Raw genomic sequence first — 18,999 nt, forward strand, 5'->3', positions numbered from 1 at the left:
GACGTAGACTCGATTTTTTTGAGTCTATGTCCAGTTTTTTTATTTTATAAAATAATTTTAATATTTCGCGTATTGTAGAATCTATTCTAATTACTAGACCGATATGATACTTTTGTATAATAATAAAATACAAATGTTCATCTAGGGAGGACACATCATGAAAATTAAATTCGGTCTTTTACCGAGGATTATCGTCGCTATCGCTTTAGGTGTATTAATCGGTTCTTTTGCGCCAGAGTGGATGGCACGGATCTTTGCCACTTTTACATCGATCTTTGGGAACTTTCTTAACTTTGTTGTACCTTTAATCATTCTTGGTTTTATTGCACCCGGCATCGCCCAGCTAGGGAAAGGTTCAGGGAAATTGCTCGGGCTTGCTACATTTTTCGCCTATGCCTCTACGATTGTAGCAGGGATTCTTGCATTTTTTGCTGCGACTACTATTCTTCCGAACTTTATGAAAGCTGGTTCGATGAGCGGCATTGAGGATCCGGAAAATGCTTTGGCAACTTCATTCATCGCTTTGGATATGCCGCCTGTATTCGGTGTAATGTCAGCGTTGATTCTGGCATTTCTGCTCGGCATCGGAATGGCTTCGACCGGCAGCAAGACCATGATTTCATTTTTCGATGAGTTCCAGAAAATTATTGAAAAAACAATTTCATATGTCATTATTCCGTTATTGCCTTTCCATATCTTTGGTATTTTCGCCAATATGGCGTATGGCGGAGCAGTTGCTAAAATCCTGGCACTCTTTGCAGTGGTCTTTGTTATGATTCTTATCCTGCATTGGGCTATGCTATTGCTTCAATACACTACGGCCGGAACATTAAATCAAAAAAATCCGCTTCGTTTATTGAAAACAATGCTGCCTGCTTATTTTACAGCGCTTGGTACACAATCATCAGCAGCAACTATTCCGATAACAGTACAGCAAGCACGTAAAACAGGAGCAAATGAGAAAGTAGTAGATTTCGCTGTACCATTATTTGCAACAATTCATTTATCAGGAAGCACAATCACCATCGTTTCGTGTGCAATCGGTGTTTTGCTACTGACTGGTGATATGCCGACTTTCGTCGGTTTCTTGCCTTTCATTTTTATGCTCGGCGTAACAATGATTGCCGCTCCGGGGGTACCGGGTGGAGCTGTCATGGCAGCGATCGGTTTACTGGAAGCAATGCTAGGTTTCGATTCAACAATGATTGCTTTAATGATTGCTCTTTATCTGGCTCAAGACAGCTTTGGTACAGCTACTAACGTAACAGGTGACGGAGCTTTAGCTATGATTGTCGACCGTTTCACAAACGGTAAAAAAGTGTTGCAATAATAGGAAATTCTATGAATTTCGGCAATTCCCCCTTATGTATACGATTTCCACAAGCTATGCTATTATAGCTAAGGATTTTATATCTAAGGGGGATTTTGAATGAAGAAATTACTAATGATTGGTTTTTTAGCAGCTCTTTTGTTGGGGGCGTGCAGTGAAGAAACTGCTACAGAAGAAACAACCGAAGAACAAAAGGAAACTGAAAAAACAGCTCAAGAAACAGGAAATGCAAAACAGGAATTCATGCGTTTTTACATGTCGGTATCTAAAACGATTAACGCCACAGATGCCGACTTGAATACATTTGAAATAAACCAGACAGAAGGCACTCTTCCAGAAGGCGCTGACTTGCAAGCGATGAAAGATGCAGCGAAGGCATCTGCCGAGAAAATAGCAGCAGCGGTAGAGGGGATCGAGATTCCGGAAACTTTGGCTGATCAAAAAAAGGATATCGAAACAGCTCTTGGTTCTATTGAAGAATCATATGATATGAAAGCGGATGAACTAACAAAAGAAGCGGATTTCGAAGCTGCAATTGCAAAATTTGCCGAAGCAGATGAAAAACTCAATGACTTGCTAAAAGCGCAAGAACTTAACCCTTCAAGCCTATATACAGAAGTAGCAAAATAAATAGTTAAAGGCCCAGCAATTTCAAGCTGGGCCTTTTTTCTATTGTTTTTCAGTAAGCATGACAATAGTTCTATTTTCTGACAAATTAACATGTCAGCGTTTTATCAAGAAAGATAAGGGTATAATATAATTGACTTTAAAATTCGAAAGGAATGGTTCACTATCGATTCAAATGGCATAGAGCATACAGAGAAAATGGAACAGGCATTTCGAGATGTACACGGATTTGGTATTGATGAATATCAAAACGACACTGATAAAATTGTAGTAGTAGAGCAACGTAGAGAACAGGACTATCAGCAAGGCCAGCAAGTAGCTGCGCGTTTAGAACGTCTGGTACACCGTCATTGATATAGTAAGGAAGAATCCAGTGCCAAAAGGCGCTGGTTTTTTTATTGATATATATTCTCATTTAGAACCTTTCCATTGAAAATTAAAATATTCAATTTTCTATGTGTATCATGTTAGGGGTATAAGGAAAATACAGTATTTTTAAAAGCTTATTTCTTAAATTGCTATCCGGTTTAATGATTTGCTACTAAGGTTGATTTGGGTTAAGATTAGAATGATACTAATTAAGAATGGTTTGCCATTCAACATCAACTTTATGGAGGTATTTACATGTCAACTTTGGTCATTAAAGATTTACACGTTGAAATCGAAGGAAAAGAGATTTTAAAAGGTGTAAATTTAACAATTAATACAGGTGAAATTCATGCCATCATGGGACCTAACGGAACAGGCAAGTCAACTTTGGCTTCTGCTATCATGGGGCATCCAAAATATGAAGTAACATCAGGTACGATCACTTTAGACGGAGAAGACGTATTGGAAATGGAAGTTGATGAACGCGCCCGCGCCGGTCTTTTCCTTGGCATGCAATACCCAAGCGAAATCTCGGGAGTTACCAATGCTGACTTTATGCGTTCAGCGATGAATGCCCGCCGTGCGGAAGGCGACGAAATTTCATTGATGAAATTCATTCGCGAACTTGATAAAAAAATGGAAGTCCTTGATATGGAACAGGATATGGCTCAACGTTATTTGAACGAAGGTTTCTCAGGCGGGGAAAAGAAACGCAATGAAATCCTTCAGTTGATGATGATCAAACCAAAAATCGCTGTTTTAGATGAAATCGACTCTGGATTGGATATCGATGCTTTGAAAGTTGTTGCAGATGGCATTAACCAGATGAGAAGTGAAGAGTTCGGCTGCTTGATCATCACTCACTATCAGCGTTTGTTGAACTATATCACTCCTGACCATGTCCACGTTATGATGCAAGGACGTGTAGTTAAATCCGGCGGAGAAGAATTGTCTCATAAATTGGAAGCAGAAGGCTACGACTGGATCAAAACTGAACTTGGAATTGAAGATGAGACTGTAGGACAAGAAGCTTAATTGGAAGGGGAAACTAACGTGACGGTTGAAACAAATTTAAAAATAACCGAGCAGGACGTGCGCTCCTTCTCGGCTTCAAAGTCAGAACCTGAAGAGTTTACGAACTTGCGCGTACAAGCGCTTGCAGCTGCGGAAGTATTGCCGCTGCCGAAACCCGATAAAACAAAAATAACGGGCTGGAACTTTACTGAATTCCCAGTCCATTCTACAGATAGTGCTGCTTATGCATCTCTTTCAGAGTTGCCTGAGGAAGTAAAATCTCTAGTGGACTTGAAGCAGAAAAACCTTTATATCCAGCATAATAATACACCAGCTTATTTAGCTTTATCAGATGAGCTGAAAGCTCAAGGTGTCATCCTAACGGATATTTTCACGGCCATCCGCGATCATGCGGATCTTGTAGGGAAATATTTCATGAACGAAGCAGTTAAAGCGGAAGAGCATAAATTGACTTCTTTGCATGCGGCACTTTTGAACGGTGGAGTATTCCTTTACGTTCCGAAAAATATCGTAGTTGAAGAGCCGGTCCAAGTTGTATTTATTCATGACAATGAAGATGCTTCATTGTTTAACCATGTATTGGTTGTAGCAGATACCAGCAGCCAAGTGACTTATGTCGAAACATATATTTCAACAGTTCCAAAAGCGAACGGTTTGGCGAATATTGTTTCTGAAGTTATTGCTGAAGACAATGCGAAAATCACTTATGGAGCAGTTGATGTATTGGCTGAAGGATTTACTACTTATGTTAACCGCCGCGGGGTCGCCAAACGTGATGCAAGCATCGAATGGGCACTCGGCATGATGAATGACAGCGACACGATTTCTGAAAACACAACTTACCTGGTTGGCGACAATTCGGTAGGAGATACAAAAACTGTCGTTGTTGGAAGAGGTTCGCAAAAACAGAACTTTACGACGACCGTAACGCATTGGGGCAAAAACTCAGATGGCCAGATCCTGACGCATGGTGTTATGAAAGAAGCTGCATCTGCTATTTTCAACGGCATTGGCAAAATCGAACATGGTGCCACTAAAGCGAATGCTGAACAGGAATCCCGTGTACTGATGCTGAGCCCGAAAGCCCGTGGAGATGCAAACCCGATTTTGTTGATCGATGAAGACGATGTAACTGCAGGTCACGCTGCTTCAGTTGGCCGAGTAGATCCGCTTCAATTGTATTATTTGATGAGCCGCGGTATTACAAAACAGGAAGCTGAACGTCTTGTTATTCACGGCTTCTTGGCACCAGTGGTAAATGTGCTGCCAATCGAAGGCGTTAAAAAGCAATTGACGGAGGTTATCGAAAGGAAAGTCCGCTAATGATCAACCAAGAGATAAAAAGCTATTTTCCAATACTGAACCAAGAAATAAATGGCCATCCACTTGTCTATCTGGACAGTGCCGCCACTTCCCAAAAACCGGTGCAAGTGATTGAAGCGTTGAAAAACTATTATGAGTTCGACAATTCCAATGTTCACCGAGGCGTTCATACGCTCGGCAACCGGGCGACGGAAAAGTATGAAGGCGCACGTGAAAAAGTCCAGAAATTCATCAACGCGAGTTCAACTGAAGAAGTCATTTTTGTCCGCGGTACGACGACTGCCATCAATACCGTAGCGCAAAGCTACGGCCGAGCAAACGTGGATGAAGGCGACGAAATTGTTATCACGTATATGGAGCACCATTCCAATATCATTCCGTGGCAGCAATTAGCTAAAGAACGCGGAGCCATTCTTAAATATATTGAACTTGAAGAAGATGGAACCATTTCGTTGGAGCAGGTACGGGCAGCTATAACTGAACGCACAAAGATCGTTTCCATGGTTTATGTTTCCAACGTGCTTGGCACGATGAACCCGGTAAAAGAAGTTGCACAGATTGCTCATGAAAATGGCGCGCTTCTTGTTGTGGACGGTGCGCAGGCAGCACCTCATTTAAAAATTGATGTTCAGCAGCTTGATTGTGACTTCTTCGCTTTTTCCGGACATAAAATGGTCGGGCCTACAGGAATCGGCGTATTATATGGCAAAAAAGCATTATTGAATGATATGGAACCTGTTGAATTTGGCGGAGAAATGATTGATTTTGTCGGCCTATATGATTCAACATGGAAAGAGCTGCCTTGGAAATTTGAAGGCGGAACTCCAATTATCGCAGGAGCAGTAGGGCTTGGCGCTGCAATCGATTTCCTGAACGAAATTGGATTGAACAATATTGAACAGCATGAACATGCCATGGCTGCTTATGCAATGGATAAAATGAGCGGTATCGAAGGGCTTGAAATCTACGGTCCCCGAGATCCTCAAAAACGCGCCGGCATTGTAACGTTCAATTTGAATGACGTACATCCTCATGACGTTGCAACTGTTCTTGATATGAGTGGCATTGCTGTCCGCGCGGGACACCATTGTGCGCAGCCGCTGATGAAATGGCTTAATGTGACAGCTACAGCACGCGCTAGTTTCTATCTATACAATAACGAATCGGATGTCGATCGTTTAGTAGAAGGGCTGCGTACAGCAAAGGAGTATTTCAATAATGTCTTTTAATAATTTGGATCAACTTTACCGCCAAGTCATAATGGACCACTATAAAACACCGCGCAACAAAGGTGCACTTGAATCAAACAGTGTCAATATAGAAATGAATAACCCTACTTGCGGAGACCGCATTCAGCTGACCCTTCAAGTCGAAGACAATATTGTCAAAGACGCGAAGTTTGATGGGGAAGGCTGTTCAATCTCCATGGCATCAGCTTCCATGATGACACAAGCAGTTAAAGGGCAAGATGTAGATACGGCGTTAAAACTTTCACATATCTTTTCGGATATGATGCTGGGAAAAGAGTACGATGATTCAATTGATTTAGGGGATATTGAGGCATTACAAGGTGTCTCCCAGTTCCCAGCTCGTATTAAGTGTGCTACTCTTGCATGGAAAGCCATGGAAAAAGGCGTGCAAAGCGAAGAAAAATCGTAACATAGAACGGAGGAACGACGATGGCAAAAAAAATGCCGGAGATCGGTGATTATAAATATGGGTTCCACGATAAAGATGTTTCGGTGTTCCGATCAAAACGTGGACTTACAGAAGAGATAGTTAGAGAAATTTCAAACATCAAGGAAGAACCTGAATGGATGTTGAAATCCCGTCTAAAAGCTCTTAAATTATTCTACTCAATGCCAATGCCACAATGGGGCGGAGATTTGAATTCCTTGAACTTCGATGAAATTACGTATTATGTAAAACCATCTGAAGCGAGCCAAACTTCTTGGGATGAAGTACCAGAAGAAATCAAAGCGACATTCGACAAGCTGGGGATTCCTGAAGCTGAGCAAAAATACCTTGCCGGTGTTTCTGCACAATACGAATCCGAAGTAGTCTATCACAACATGAAAGTGGAATTGGAAGACATGGGTATCGTCTTTAAAGATACCGGTTCTGCACTTCGTGAAAACGAAGACTTGTTCAAGGAATACTGGCAATCAGTTATTCCAGCTGCAGACAACAAGTTCGCAGCTTTGAATACGGCAGTATGGTCAGGCGGATCGTTCATCTATGTCCCGAAAGGCATTAAAGTGGAATCACCGCTTCAAGCTTATTTCCGCATCAACTCGGAAAACATGGGCCAATTCGAGCGTACGTTAATCATTGTTGATGAAGGCGCAAGCGTTCACTATGTAGAAGGCTGTACTGCACCGGTTTACACGACAAATTCCCTGCACTCTGCTGTAGTAGAAATTATCGTGAAAAAAGATGCTTATTGCCGCTATACAACGATTCAAAACTGGGCAAACAACGTCTACAACCTTGTAACGAAACGTGCATTTGTTGATGCCAACGGTACAATGGAATGGATCGACGGCAACATCGGTTCGAAGTTGACTATGAAATATCCAGCTGTTTACTTGAAAGGCGAAGGCGCACGCGGCATGACTTTGTCGATTGCAATCGCCGGTAAAGGACAGCACCAGGATGCTGGAGCGAAAATGATTCACTTGGCTCCAAACACTTCATCTTCAATCGTTTCGAAATCCATTTCGAAACAAGGCGGTAAAGTATCTTACCGCGGCATCGTTCACTTCGGCCGTAAAGCTGATGGCGCTCGTTCAAACATTGAGTGTGATACATTGATTATGGATAATCAGTCAACATCTGATACAATTCCGTACAATGAAATCTTGAACGATAACGTATCTTTGGAGCACGAAGCGAAAGTTTCAAAAGTATCTGAAGAGCAATTGTTCTACTTGATGAGCCGCGGCGTTTCTGAGCAAGAAGCGACAGAAATGATTGTAATGGGCTTTATCGAACCATTCACGAAAGAACTTCCAATGGAATATGCGGTAGAAATGAATCGCTTGATCAAGTTCGAAATGGAAGGCTCTATCGGTTAATGAATAATAAAAAGTCCGGCGCTGATGCGTCGGGCTTTTTAGGTTGTTGAAAAAGTTGAAAATTATTTAGTTTTGATCATTTTACGGATATTCCGCCAACCAGCTCCGCTTGCCGCGGGCGAGCGCCAAGCCGCTTCGAAACATGAAAGTGCGTTGCAGGGTCTCGGCTGTCTCGCTTTCCCGCAGGCAAGACATTAGCCGACGCCTGCGAGGCTAAGTCTTTGCGACGAAGTGCGCAGCACTGCAGGAGCAGTACGGTTTTCTCCGCTGGTTGGCTCCATATCTAAGGAGCAGATACAAACATTGAAGAGCTTTCCGAATCAGCTCCCTATTTCAGAGTATCTCTAAAGGTGATAAAAGGAAGTTGAATGCAGCGGAAGGCGGCGAAGGGCAAAGATGTGCTCCTGCAGCGCCAGGCGCTTCGTCGCAAAGGCACCACCCAACTATGGTTGGCTGATGCCTTTCCTGTGGGAATAGTGTGAGCCCTGAGACCCCGCAGGGAATGAATGGGGCAAAAGCAGTTTGCCCGTTCATTTGCGACGAAGCTAGCGAAGCGATGCAGGAGCACAAGGTTTTTGCCAGCGAGCGAGGAGGCTTAGGACGCACCCCACGGAAAGCGTCCGTCCTGGAGCGAAATGAAAGAAGAACATATGAATTTCTCGGCAGCCTGAAAAGCCCGGCGATGCGTCGGGCTTTTTTATGTCATTTATATTCTTCAGCGCTTCCCGTTTGCTGAGGGGCATCAAGCGATGAGCCGATACGAATGAACGGACCCAGTCGGCATCGGTTTTTGCATATTCGCGCAGCGCCCAGCCGATGGATTTTTGGATGAAGAACTCAGAAGAACCGGCATGCTGCAATATAATGCGGCTAAGCACTGCAGTGTCTGTCTGATGTTTGAACTTCAATTGATGGAGGATAGCGGCACGGTTTGTCCAAATATTGCCGGCTTCAGTCCATTCAAACATGATAGGGGTTCCGGCAGCACAATCTATTTGTATCACATGCCCGACAATCCGGGGAGCTATAGAATCGACACTGTCCCACCAGGACTTGCTTTCAATTAATTGACGCAGAAAAGGCAATTCATCAACCGATAAGTGCTTTTTCATTTTTTCAAGCAAAGCGATGGCAGCATACTGGTATTCCCGTTCCGGCAGATCATAGATTTTCAAAACTTCTTCAGCCAATCGTTCCGGTGCCGGCAATTGGTATTCCAAAAACTGCTCTTTCAGCAACGCATTACGCAGAGGTGTTTTAATGCCCAAAAAAGGGAATTGGTTTCTCATATAGGCTGCCATCGGTACAGCCAGTTCCTCATTGCGATTGGCTTCAAATTTCTCAATAATTCCTTGGTGGTCCCATTCTTTTTTCAATATGGCTTCATCTCCTAAAATAAGCTTTTAAAAAGTGTAGCACAGTCTTTGGAATATTATTTAGCGGCCATCAAAATGACTTTTGAAAAGGAACTCTTTTATTAAGTAGAGAGTAAACCTAAAAAAAGACGTTCTTTTTTTTCTATGCTATCATAAAATAACAACGATGAATGGAGGCGGAACGATGATTTATGTAGGGTTGACGGGTTGGGGCGACCATCCGGATGTCTATAGCCCAGGTTCAAAGAAAACAGAAAAGCTGATAGATTATAGCGCGCATTTTCCAATTGTAGAATTGGATTCATCGTTCTATGCAGTCCAGCCGGAACGCAATATCCGCAAATGGATCAATGAAACGCCGGAAGGATTTCAGTTCGTCGTGAAAGCATACCAAGGCATGACCGGCCATCAGCGTGGAGAAAACCCATTTGCAAGCCGGGATGAAATGTTCGAAGCGTTTCGCTTATCGATTCGGCCGATGAAAGAAGCAGGGAAACTGGGGATGGTGCTGCTTCAATTTCCGCCTTGGTTTGATTGCCAGCGGGATAATGTTGAGCAAATCCGGGAAATTACTGCGCGTCTTGAAGAGTTCGATTTGGCGATTGAGTTTCGCCATCAATCTTGGTACGCGCCGGAATTGCGGGATAAAACAATAGAATTTTTAAAAGAAAACAACTTGATCCATTCAGTTTGTGATGAACCGCAGGCAGGGGATGGTTCTATTCCTCTGGTGCCTATTTCTACCCGCAGAGACAAAGTGCTGCTGCGCCTGCACGGCCGCAATGTACATGGCTGGCTGAACACCGGCAATGCCAAGAAATGGCGGGAAGTCCGCTATTTATACGATTACAACCAAAAAGAACTGCAGGAAATCAGTCGCGCGGTAGCGGAATTGGAAAAAACAACGGATCAGGTTTATGTGATTTTTAATAATAATTCCGGGGGCCATGCCGCAGGAGACGCAAAAGAGTTTCAGCAGATGAATGATTTAGAATTTAAAGGCTTAAGCGAAAAACAATTAGACTTATTTGAAGGTGAATTTTGATGGAATTTGTATTAATCGCGATTGTTGGCTTACTGTCAGGAATCGTCGGTGCTTTAATCGGCTTAGGCGGTGGCGTTATCTTAGTTCCGTCTATGCTTTTTCTCGGAACAGCTTTTACTTTTTTCCCGGAATTGACCCCGCAGAAAATTGTCGGGCTATCCGTGATCATGATGATTTTTACTGGATTGTCTTCAACTCTTTCTTATATGAAAGTAAAAACGGTCGATTATAAGAGCGCCTTTATCTTTTTTATTGGCAGTGTACCTGGAACCATTATTGGGGCATTTGTAAATAAAGGATTGGATTTGCCTTCCTTTAACTTATATTTTGGCATCTTACTGGTATTTCTTTCCGTATTACTGTTGGTCCGGAACCGGTTGAAAAAAGTGCAATGGTTTGTTAATAATGGCAGAAAAATAAAGTTCAAAGACTCTATGAACCAAGAATATGTGTATGGTTATCCCGTGTGGGCCGCTCTATTGCTGACTTTCGCAGTAGGCTTTGCTTCCGGTTTGTTTGGTATCGGTGGCGGATCAATTATGGTGCCAGCCATGATTTTACTATTTTTGTTTCCACCGCATGTTGCCGTCGGAACCTCAATGTTCATGGTCTTTTTATCATCGATTGTAAACTCCATCACCCATATGTCTCTTGGCAATGTTCCCTGGATCTATACATTGGCGGTAGTGCCAGGGGCTTATATAGGAGCGAAGGTAGGGGCGGCGTTAAACAAAAAACTGAAATCAGAGACGCTAGTAGCTATCTTGCGGATTGCTTTGTTATTATTGGGACTGCGTTCAATTTACGAAGGATTATTTAGTTCTTAAAGAGGTGTAAGTTATGGGTGAAACCATTCATATTTATCATACAAACGATTTGCATAGCCATTTTTCCAATTGGCCTCGCATCAAGAATTTATTGAGTGAACGAAAACGGTGGCATCAGGAAGAAGGAGATGTTTGTTTAATCCTTGATATTGGGGACCATGTTGACCGGTCTCATCCATACACTGAAGGGACTGCCGGAAAAGGCAACGTAGAGTTATTAAATGATGCTGAATACGATGCTGTGACAATAGGCAATAATGAAGGCATAACGCTGTCAAAAAAAGAATTGGAAGAATTATATGTGCAAGCGGATTTCGATGTGATTGTAGCTAATCTATATGAGCCGGATGGCAAACGCCCCGAATGGGCAAAACCTTACCAGCTGCTGAAAACTCAAGGAGGCTTAACGATTGGACTGGTCGGAGCAACCGCTGAGTTTACCCCTTTCTATAAACGGCTGGGATGGACAATCACTGATGCCAAGGATGCCATTATAGAGGCTGTAGAAGCCATTAAAGATGAAGTGGATCTAATTGTCTGCCTTTCTCATCTTGGCGTGAAAGAAGATGAGTATTTGGCGGAACTATGCCCGGAAATTGATGTGATTCTGGGAGCACATACGCATCACATTTTTCATGAAGGAAAAATGATCGGGGATACATTGCTCGGGGCGGCTGGCAAATTTGGCATGTATATTGGCCATGTAACGATTGAACCGGCCATTCATGAGAAAAAAGCCGAATTGATTGAAACGTCTTCGCTTCGTGGATCAGATGAAGACTTTAATGACATGCTCATCGAGCAAGGGAAATCACAATTGAATGAACCGGTCTTTTACAATGAAGATGAACTGAAAGCGGAATGGTTTAAAGATTCCCAGCTGGCTGAACTGTTCGGAGAAGCGCTGCTGGAATTCTCTGGAGCTGATTGCGCCATCTTCAATGCAGGATTATTTATGGAAGACATGCCGGTCGGGGAAACGACCCGTTATGATTTCCATAAAATGCTGCCTCATCCGATTAATCCATGCCTCATCAGTCTGACTGGCGCTGAATTGAAAGAAATCTACCAGCAGTCATTAAATGCGGAATGGCCCAATATTGAGTTGAAAGGCATGGGATTCCGGGGAGCGGTATTTGGCAATATCATCCGCATCAATCTGGAAATGAAAAACCATCAATTGTTTATTGGCGGAAAGTTGGCAGGACATAATGAAACTTTTCAGCTGGTCACATTGGACATGTTCACATTCGGATACTTTTTCCCGTCACTGAAACGCGCTCCAAAAAAGTATTTCATGCCGGAATTCTTGCGGGATGTCTTCAGCCAATATTTTCGCAGCAAAGCCGTTAAATGAAAGAAAATTCAAAGTTAATATACATTTGATTTTATAATAAGAGTGAGCTATGCTTACAAAGAATTAAAAATAGATGGGTAGAGGCTGCAAAACTTATAAGTCCGATGTGCGAGTGTGACAACGTTGAACACATCCAAAAGGAAGTTTTGCCGAAGTTCTTTTTTTGCTGTCACTGAAAAAAGAGCTGGGGGTATTCTGAACAAGAATGCCACTGTCGTTTATGATGAATCATAGGCGAAGAGCTACAGGGTTGTTTGATGTTTTGAAGCACAGACGAATTGTAGAAAGCTGACTGTATCCATTTGGACACGGTCAGCTTTTTTTCTTTCTCTTCCATCCTAGAAAACAGGAGGAATCTTTTTCATGGAAAATACAATTTTTTCGATTTTGCCGCCAATCATTGCGATTGTCATGGTGTTGCTGACTCGCCGTGTGCTGTTGTCGCTTGGGGCAGGGATCGTAGCAGGAGCGCTCATCCTGACTTCTTTTGCACCGCTTGCAGCGCTGCAGGAATTATTTAACTCATTTGCCGTCACTTTTTGGGACGAAGGCTTTAATGCTTATAATGTTTATATCATTTTATTTCTCTTCTTATTGGGTATTATTACTGCGTTTGTCAGCTTGTCAGGAGGCAGTTTAGCTTTCGCAGAATGGGCATCCAAGCGCATCAAATCAAGAAGAGGCGCGAAAATGCTTACAGTGATGCTGGGCATGCTCATTTTTATCGATGATTATTTTAACGCTTTGGCCGTTGGGCAAGTTGCGCGCCCTATTACCGACCGTTACCGGGTATCCCGCGCCAAACTGGCATACTTCATCGATTCGACCGCTGCACCGGTTTGTGTAATCTCACCGGTATCCAGTTGGGGAGCTGCCATCATCGGTATTGTAGCGACGATTTTGGCGGGCCAGAGTTATGTGCAAATGTCTGCGCTTCAAGCTTTTATATGGATGGCGCCGATGAATTTTTATGTAGTAGCTACCTTAGCAATCGTCTTTTTTATCGCTATTCGTGATGTGGATTTTGGAGCGATGAAAAAACATGAGAGACTTGCTATTGAAACCGGGGAATTGTATGACGCCAATAAAACAATTCCGGGTGAAATGAAAGAAGAGTTTCCAGTGCATTCTCATGGAAGGGTGATCGATTTACTGCTTCCAATTTTATTGCTGCTGGCAGGAACCATCGGAGCTATGCTTTATACAGGTTACCAGAACGCTGGCCAGATTTTTGATATTTGGCTGATATTCGAGAATACGGATGTGCCGTTGTCATTATTGATAGGCGGATTGCTTGGAGCAATTTCATCTGTTCTGCTGTATGTGAGACAGTTCAAACAAAATAAATCTGCGAATGTTACATGGATGGCAAAAGGAATTTCGGAAGGAATCCGATCGATGTCAGGAGCAGTTTTCATTTTAATATTTGCCTGGTCATTGAGCTATTTAATCGATGCTCTTCAAACAGGTACGTATCTTGCTGACTTGGTAACTGCCTGGAACTTGCCGACTGCGGTATTGCCGGTTTTGTTATATGTATTAGCTGGATTTATGGCTTTCTCAACAGGAACTTCTTGGGGATCGTTTGGGATATTGTTGCCGATTGCAGGAAATATCATGGCCCAAGCGGCACCTGAGCTTTTATTGCCGGCATTGGCTGCAGTTTTAGCAGGTGCAGTATTTGGGGATCATTGCTCTCCAATTTCCGATACAACAATTTTGTCGTCAACAGGAGCAGGAAGCAATCATATGGACCACGTTCTGACCCAATTGCCTTATGCATTGACTGCTGCAGCAATAGGGGCAGTAGGGTATATCGTCATAGGTGTTACGGGATCACTTTGGATGGCGTTAACTTCAGTTATTGTTATTCTAGTGATATTGTTTACAATTTGGTCTAAACAAGGGTCTGTAGTTGAAAAGCAAGTCAATACGCAGTAAAGAAAAAGCAGAGAATTTAATTCTCTGCTTTTTTATTATTTTAGTAATAGCTTTGTGGGAAATTTATCGGAAATTCCTTTACTTTGCCAAATCCTCTCGTTATACTATTTTTAGATTAGCTAATAATCTGAAAATAAACAAACTTCCTATTTTTCTGTCAGGGAATTGGAAGAAACAAAGGAGGAACAAAAATGGAACGTTCGCAATGGGGTACGCGAGCCGGTTTTGTCATGGCGGCAATCGGTTCCGCGGTAGGACTAGGAAACATTTGGCGTTTTCCATACGTCGCTTATGAAAATGGTGGAGGAGCATTTTTTATACCGTACTTATTCGCACTGCTAACTGCAGGAATCCCAATTTTAATTATGGAATTCACCATTGGACAAAAGTTTCGTGGATCAGCGCCATTGTCATTCTTTAGAATGAGCGGAAAAAAATTAGAATGGCTTGGATGGTGGGCGGTTTTTGTATCGTTTGTAATATCTTGTTATTATGCCGTAATCATTGCATGGGCAATTCGCTATACCATTTTCTCGTTCAATCTAGCATGGGGAACAGATACAGAAGGATTCTTATTTAATGAATTTTTACAATTAACCGTGCAGCCTGGACAAACGGGCGGAATTGTATGGGGAGTCTTTATTCCACTAGCGTTTACTTGGATTATTACTCTTGGGATTTTGTTTGCCGGTGTCAAAAAGGGGATTGAACTGGCAAACCGCATCTTTATTCCGACGCTTGTTGTCATTTTCTTGATTGTCGTAATACGTGCTGTAACTTTGGACGGCGCATTGATGGGGCTTGATGCTTTCTTCAAACCGAACATTGAAGAGCTTATGAACCCAGCTGTTTGGGTCGCTGCCTACGGCCATATTTTCTTTAGTTTATCAGTAGCATTTGCCATCATGATTACTTACGCAAGTTACCTTCCGAAAAAATCAGATTTAACCAATAATGCTTTTATTACTGGATTTGCCAACTCGGCATTCGAGTTGCTTGCCGGTATTGGGATATTTGCGGCTCTAGGGTTCATGGCAAACCAGCAAGGAGTGGCGGTTGCCGATGTAGCTACGGCTGGTGTCGGTTTAGCGTTCGTTGTATTCCCGCAGATCATCAATGAATTCCCAGGATTTAATGGCTTTTTTGGAGCACTTTTCTTCCTATCATTAACGCTTGCCGGGTTGACTTCATTGATTTCAATAACAGAAACGTATGTTGCCGGCGTTTCAGAAAAATTTGGCATTACCCGGAACAAATCTTTAGCTTTCGGCGGAGGTTTGGCTGCTTTGATTTCGATTTTGTTTGCTACTCAAGGCGGTCTGTACTTCCTTGATGTAGTCGATTACTTTATCAATCAGTTTGGTGTAGCTTTCATTGGTTTAGTGGAAGTGATCTTAGTGGTGTGGGTATTCCGAAAAGCGGATATGCTGCGTGACCACGCCAATGGCATTTCTGATATCCGCCTTGGCGGCTGGTGGAAATTCTGCTTAGGCATTGTGACACCAATCGTGTTAGGTTACATGATGTTCGGTTTGTTTAGAGTGAACATTCTAAAACAATTCGATACAGACAATGGAAACTATGAAGGCTATTCCAATATGTTTATCATGTCGGCTGGAGTAACAGTAGCTGCAGCGGCCATCATCTTAGGCGTTTTGGCTTCTTTTGGAAAATGGCATAAAGATTACGCAGAATTTAAAGAAGAAAAATAAGGGGGCGTATACGATGTCAACAAGCGCAATCGTAGTAATGATTATCGGAATGGTCATCATTTGGGGCGGATTAGTAGCAAGCATCATTCATGCCGTCAGCAAAAGCAGAGCAAATAAAGCAAGAGGAAACGCTTAAAAATGTCAGCCCGGAAGCATAAACGCTTCCGGGTTTTTATATGTCGACATTGCCACATGGGAAATTTTGCTATGTTGTAGGCAGTGAATCTTTATGGTACATTTGGAAGGGAAGAATAATCATACATAAAGCTGAATAGAATGGGGACGATGCGCGTGTCAGTCAAACAGGAACATCTAAGAAAGCCCGATTGGTTAAAGATTAAGCTTAATACAAATGAGAACTATACAGATTTGAAGAAAATGATGCGGGAAAATAATCTGAATACCGTTTGTGAAGAAGCGAAATGCCCGAATATCCACGAGTGCTGGGGTACCCGTAGGACTGCTACCTTTATGATTTTGGGAGCGGTATGCACCCGTGCGTGCCGATTCTGTGCAGTCAAGACTGGATTGCCGAATGAATTGGACTTGCAAGAGCCGGAACGCGTAGCGAAGTCTGTGCAATTGATGAACTTAAAGCATACGGTAATTACCGCAGTGGCCCGGGACGATTTGAAAGACGGCGGATCGGAAGTGTTTGCTGAAACTGTGCGTGCCATCAAACGTTTAAATCCATTTACAACAGTGGAAGTCCTGCCTTCTGATATGGGCGGTGTGTATGAAAATCTGGAACGCTTAATGCTTGCAGAACCTGATATTTTAAACCATAATATTGAAACAGTGCGCCGGTTGACTCCAAGAGTCAGAGCCCGTGCCACTTATGATCGTTCTCTTGAACTTTTGAAGCGTGCTAAAGATATTCGCCCGGAAATTCCGACGAAGTCATCGTTGATGCTTGGACTGGGTGAAACAAAAGAGGAAATTATCGAAGTGATGGACGATTTGCGCGCAAACGATGTTGATATCATGACAATTGGCCAGTATTTGCAACCGTCCAAAAAGCATTTGCCGGTTCAGAAATACTATTCACCAAAAGAGTTTAAGGAACTGTGGGAAATTGCGATGACTAAAGGATTCTCGCATTGCCAGGCAGGTCCGCTTGTGCGGAGCAGCTACCATGCCGATGAACAAGTGAATGCAGCAGCAAAAGAGCGTCAACGTCTTGGGGATATACAAGCAGCTGTTTCTAACAGCTAATGGGTGGTGACGAAGATGATTACATTAGATCAATGGGAATATGAAATCATAATCGATTATCGGGAGGGATTTCAACAAGAAGCATTAGCAAATCGCTACAGCGAAATCCTTGCGAAATACGATTATATATTAGGCGACTGGGGCTATGGGCAACTGCGCTTAAAAGGTTTCTTTGAAGATTCCAATCATAAAGCAACATATGATACAAAAATCAGCACCTTGCAGGATTATTTATATGAATACTGCAATTTTGGCTGTGCTTATTTTGTCATTAAAAAGACCGGCAAAGCGCCAGCTCCGGTTGAAGAGCAGCAAACGGAAACCCTCGAAACAGATTCATAATCTGGCGAGGGTTTTTTCATGTCTATATGATATGATAAAGAAGAGAAAATTTGAAACAAGCATTCGTTTAATGGAGGGTTTTAGATGTATTTTATTGATAGAAATAAAATTACAGAGACAGTGGCTTATATGTCTTCACTGGTGGAATTATATGAAGAAAAGAAGGAATGGTCTACTTTAGTCGATCAGTTGGCCTTGGAGCGCCTGGCGAATAATATCATCGAATCAATCATTGATGTAGGAAACTCGATGATTGATGGTTTCATTATGCGTGATCCGGGAAGTTATGAGGATATCATAGACATCTTGGTTGATGAAAAAGTGATTACTGCAGAAATGGATGAACCATTAAAGCAAGTAGTCGAATTGAGGAAGATGCTGGTGCGTGAATTCATGAAAGTGGACCATCAGGAACTAGTGGCTGTAATCGGTTCCCGCCTTGAATCTTTGAAGGATTTCGGACCAAAAGTCGAATATTATTTAGAACATGAACTGGGACCAGTCTCAGCATTTCTGCCGGAGTCTAAAAATGAAAGATTATAAAGCTTATTGCCTGGATTTGGATGGAACGGTTTACCGGGGGACCGAGCCGGTTACGGAAGCGGCAGCATTTGTCCACAGGCTGCAGTTAAAAGGCATTGAGCCGTTTTTTGTGACAAACAATGCGTCGATGACACAACAGCAGTTGAATCAAAAGCTTGCACGCTTTGGCATTGAGACAACGGAATCCCAGATCATGTCTTCCGCTATTGCCGCTGCTAAATACATCAAGCGCTGGTATCCAAACAGAAGCGTCTTTATGATTGGCTCTGATGGACTCAGCCAGGCATTGGAGCAAGAAGGCATCTCGCGTGTTGAAAAAGATGCAGATATTGTGGTAATGGGCATCGATCCGAATGTGAATTATGATAAACTGGCGACCGCTTGCCTGGAAGTCCGAAAAGGAGCGGTATTCATATCCACGAACCGTGATTTGGCCTTTCCATCAGAAAGAGGATTGGTGCCGGGGAACGGAGCATTTACCACACTCGTTTCCGTTTCTACCGGAGTGGAGCCTATATATATCGGCAAACCGGAAGGGCATATGCTTGATGCCATCATGTATGAACATGATTTTGATAAAAGCGATATGGTCATGATCGGTGATAATTACGATACCGATATCTTGGCAGGCGTTCATTTTGAAATCGACACCGTCCATGTCAATACAGGAGTCACTCCAATGGAAGACGTCATAAAAAAAGACATCCAGCCGACGCATGTGCTGGAACATCTAGGGTTTTGGGACATATAAGAAAAGCGCAAGCGCCCGTATAGATTCGACGGGCATAAGGTGACCCGGCGAAGTGGCGCTTTTTGCCACACAGTGCGAAAAGCGGAAGCGCCTGTTCAGTCCCGACAAGCGCTGGAGGGCTTGAAGAGA

General features: G+C 42.9%; 19 protein-coding genes and 1 riboswitch. Of the genes, 18 read left to right on the forward strand and 1 reads right to left on the reverse strand.

Translation table 11 applies throughout. The features are described from left to right. Positions 1-157: 157 nt before the first annotated feature. From QWY16_RS06280 to sufB, 8 genes are all read left to right on the forward strand, one after another. On the forward strand, positions 158-1,330 hold the full coding sequence (locus QWY16_RS06280; RefSeq protein WP_300992092.1) for a dicarboxylate/amino acid:cation symporter: 1,173 nt from the start codon (positions 158-160) through the stop codon (positions 1,328-1,330). Positions 1,331-1,429: 99 nt separating this feature from the next. Next, positions 1,430-1,960, forward strand: a complete 531-nt coding sequence (locus QWY16_RS06285; RefSeq protein WP_300992093.1) for a hypothetical protein — start codon at positions 1,430-1,432, stop codon at positions 1,958-1,960. A gap of 195 nt (positions 1,961-2,155) precedes the next feature. Next, positions 2,156-2,311 (forward strand): YuzK family famiily protein, encoded by a 156-nt coding sequence (locus tag QWY16_RS06290; protein WP_300992094.1) that lies wholly within the window; start codon positions 2,156-2,158, stop codon positions 2,309-2,311. Positions 2,312-2,575: 264 nt separating this feature from the next. After that, positions 2,576-3,361 (forward strand): Fe-S cluster assembly ATPase SufC, encoded by a 786-nt coding sequence (gene sufC, locus QWY16_RS06295; RefSeq protein ID WP_300993321.1) that lies wholly within the window; start codon positions 2,576-2,578, stop codon positions 3,359-3,361. An 18-nt stretch (positions 3,362-3,379) separates the two neighbouring features. After that, a complete protein-coding gene (sufD, locus tag QWY16_RS06300; protein WP_300992095.1) occupies positions 3,380-4,684 on the forward strand; it encodes a Fe-S cluster assembly protein SufD in 1,305 nt (434 codons plus the stop codon). Further along, positions 4,684-5,913, forward strand: a complete 1,230-nt coding sequence (locus QWY16_RS06305) for a cysteine desulfurase (RefSeq protein ID WP_300992096.1) — start codon at positions 4,684-4,686, stop codon at positions 5,911-5,913. Before sufD ends, QWY16_RS06305 begins: the two co-directional genes overlap by 1 nt. Beyond that, complete coding sequence (gene sufU, locus QWY16_RS06310; protein ID WP_300992097.1) at positions 5,903-6,343, forward strand: Fe-S cluster assembly sulfur transfer protein SufU; 441 nt, start codon at positions 5,903-5,905, stop codon at positions 6,341-6,343. Before QWY16_RS06305 ends, sufU begins: the two co-directional genes overlap by 11 nt. Before the next feature lie 20 nt (positions 6,344-6,363). Further along, positions 6,364-7,761 (forward strand): Fe-S cluster assembly protein SufB, encoded by a 1,398-nt coding sequence (sufB, locus tag QWY16_RS06315; RefSeq protein ID WP_300992098.1) that lies wholly within the window; start codon positions 6,364-6,366, stop codon positions 7,759-7,761. A 545-nt stretch (positions 7,762-8,306) separates the two neighbouring features. Here the strand turns inward: sufB and QWY16_RS06320 are convergent. After that, positions 8,307-9,137, reverse strand: a complete 831-nt coding sequence (locus QWY16_RS06320; RefSeq protein ID WP_300992099.1) for a DNA alkylation repair protein — start codon at positions 9,135-9,137, stop codon at positions 8,307-8,309. 184 nt (positions 9,138-9,321) lie between these two features. Between QWY16_RS06320 and QWY16_RS06325 the strand changes: the two genes are divergently transcribed. The 10 genes from QWY16_RS06325 (at position 9,322) to QWY16_RS06370 (ending at position 18,870) form a co-directional block, all read left to right on the forward strand. Then, positions 9,322-10,182, forward strand: coding sequence for a DUF72 domain-containing protein (locus QWY16_RS06325; RefSeq protein ID WP_300992100.1), 861 nt, complete (start codon positions 9,322-9,324; stop codon positions 10,180-10,182). After that, the gene (locus QWY16_RS06330) at positions 10,182-11,009 is read left to right on the forward strand and encodes a sulfite exporter TauE/SafE family protein (protein ID WP_300992101.1); all 828 of its coding nucleotides are present in this window, start codon (positions 10,182-10,184) and stop codon (positions 11,007-11,009) included. The genes QWY16_RS06325 and QWY16_RS06330 overlap by 1 nt, the downstream gene beginning before the upstream one ends. A 13-nt stretch (positions 11,010-11,022) precedes the next feature. Next, positions 11,023-12,366, forward strand: a complete 1,344-nt coding sequence (locus tag QWY16_RS06335) for a bifunctional metallophosphatase/5'-nucleotidase (protein ID WP_300992102.1) — start codon at positions 11,023-11,025, stop codon at positions 12,364-12,366. 70 nt (positions 12,367-12,436) lie between these two features. Beyond that, a riboswitch (Lysine riboswitch) is annotated at positions 12,437-12,619 on the forward strand. 110 nt (positions 12,620-12,729) lie between these two features. After that, positions 12,730-14,307: a Na+/H+ antiporter NhaC family protein gene (locus QWY16_RS06340; RefSeq protein ID WP_300992103.1), complete on the forward strand. Its 1,578-nt coding sequence runs from the start codon at positions 12,730-12,732 to the stop codon at positions 14,305-14,307. Positions 14,308-14,498: 191 nt separating this feature from the next. Continuing rightward, positions 14,499-16,019, forward strand: coding sequence for a sodium-dependent transporter (locus QWY16_RS06345; RefSeq protein ID WP_300992104.1), 1,521 nt, complete (start codon positions 14,499-14,501; stop codon positions 16,017-16,019). Positions 16,020-16,032: 13 nt separating this feature from the next. After that, positions 16,033-16,155, forward strand: coding sequence for a methionine/alanine import family NSS transporter small subunit (locus tag QWY16_RS06350; RefSeq protein ID WP_300992105.1), 123 nt, complete (start codon positions 16,033-16,035; stop codon positions 16,153-16,155). A gap of 155 nt (positions 16,156-16,310) precedes the next feature. Next, entirely contained in the window at positions 16,311-17,234 is a 924-nt protein-coding gene (gene lipA / locus QWY16_RS06355) for a lipoyl synthase (protein WP_300992106.1), read from the forward strand. Positions 17,235-17,249: 15 nt separating this feature from the next. Then, positions 17,250-17,576 carry a YutD family protein gene (locus tag QWY16_RS06360; RefSeq protein WP_300992107.1) on the forward strand — a complete coding sequence of 109 codons (327 nt, stop codon included), beginning with the start codon at positions 17,250-17,252 and terminating at the stop codon, positions 17,574-17,576. An 84-nt stretch (positions 17,577-17,660) separates the two neighbouring features. After that, complete coding sequence (locus QWY16_RS06365; RefSeq protein WP_300992108.1) at positions 17,661-18,119, forward strand: DUF86 domain-containing protein; 459 nt, start codon at positions 17,661-17,663, stop codon at positions 18,117-18,119. Further along, positions 18,106-18,870, forward strand: a complete 765-nt coding sequence (locus tag QWY16_RS06370) for a TIGR01457 family HAD-type hydrolase (RefSeq protein ID WP_300992110.1) — start codon at positions 18,106-18,108, stop codon at positions 18,868-18,870. The genes QWY16_RS06365 and QWY16_RS06370 overlap by 14 nt, the downstream gene beginning before the upstream one ends. Positions 18,871-18,999 lie beyond the last annotated feature (129 nt).

It is taken from the genome of Planococcus shenhongbingii (genome assembly GCF_030413635.1).
Lineage (GTDB): Bacteria > Bacillota > Bacilli > Bacillales_A > Planococcaceae > Planococcus > Planococcus shenhongbingii.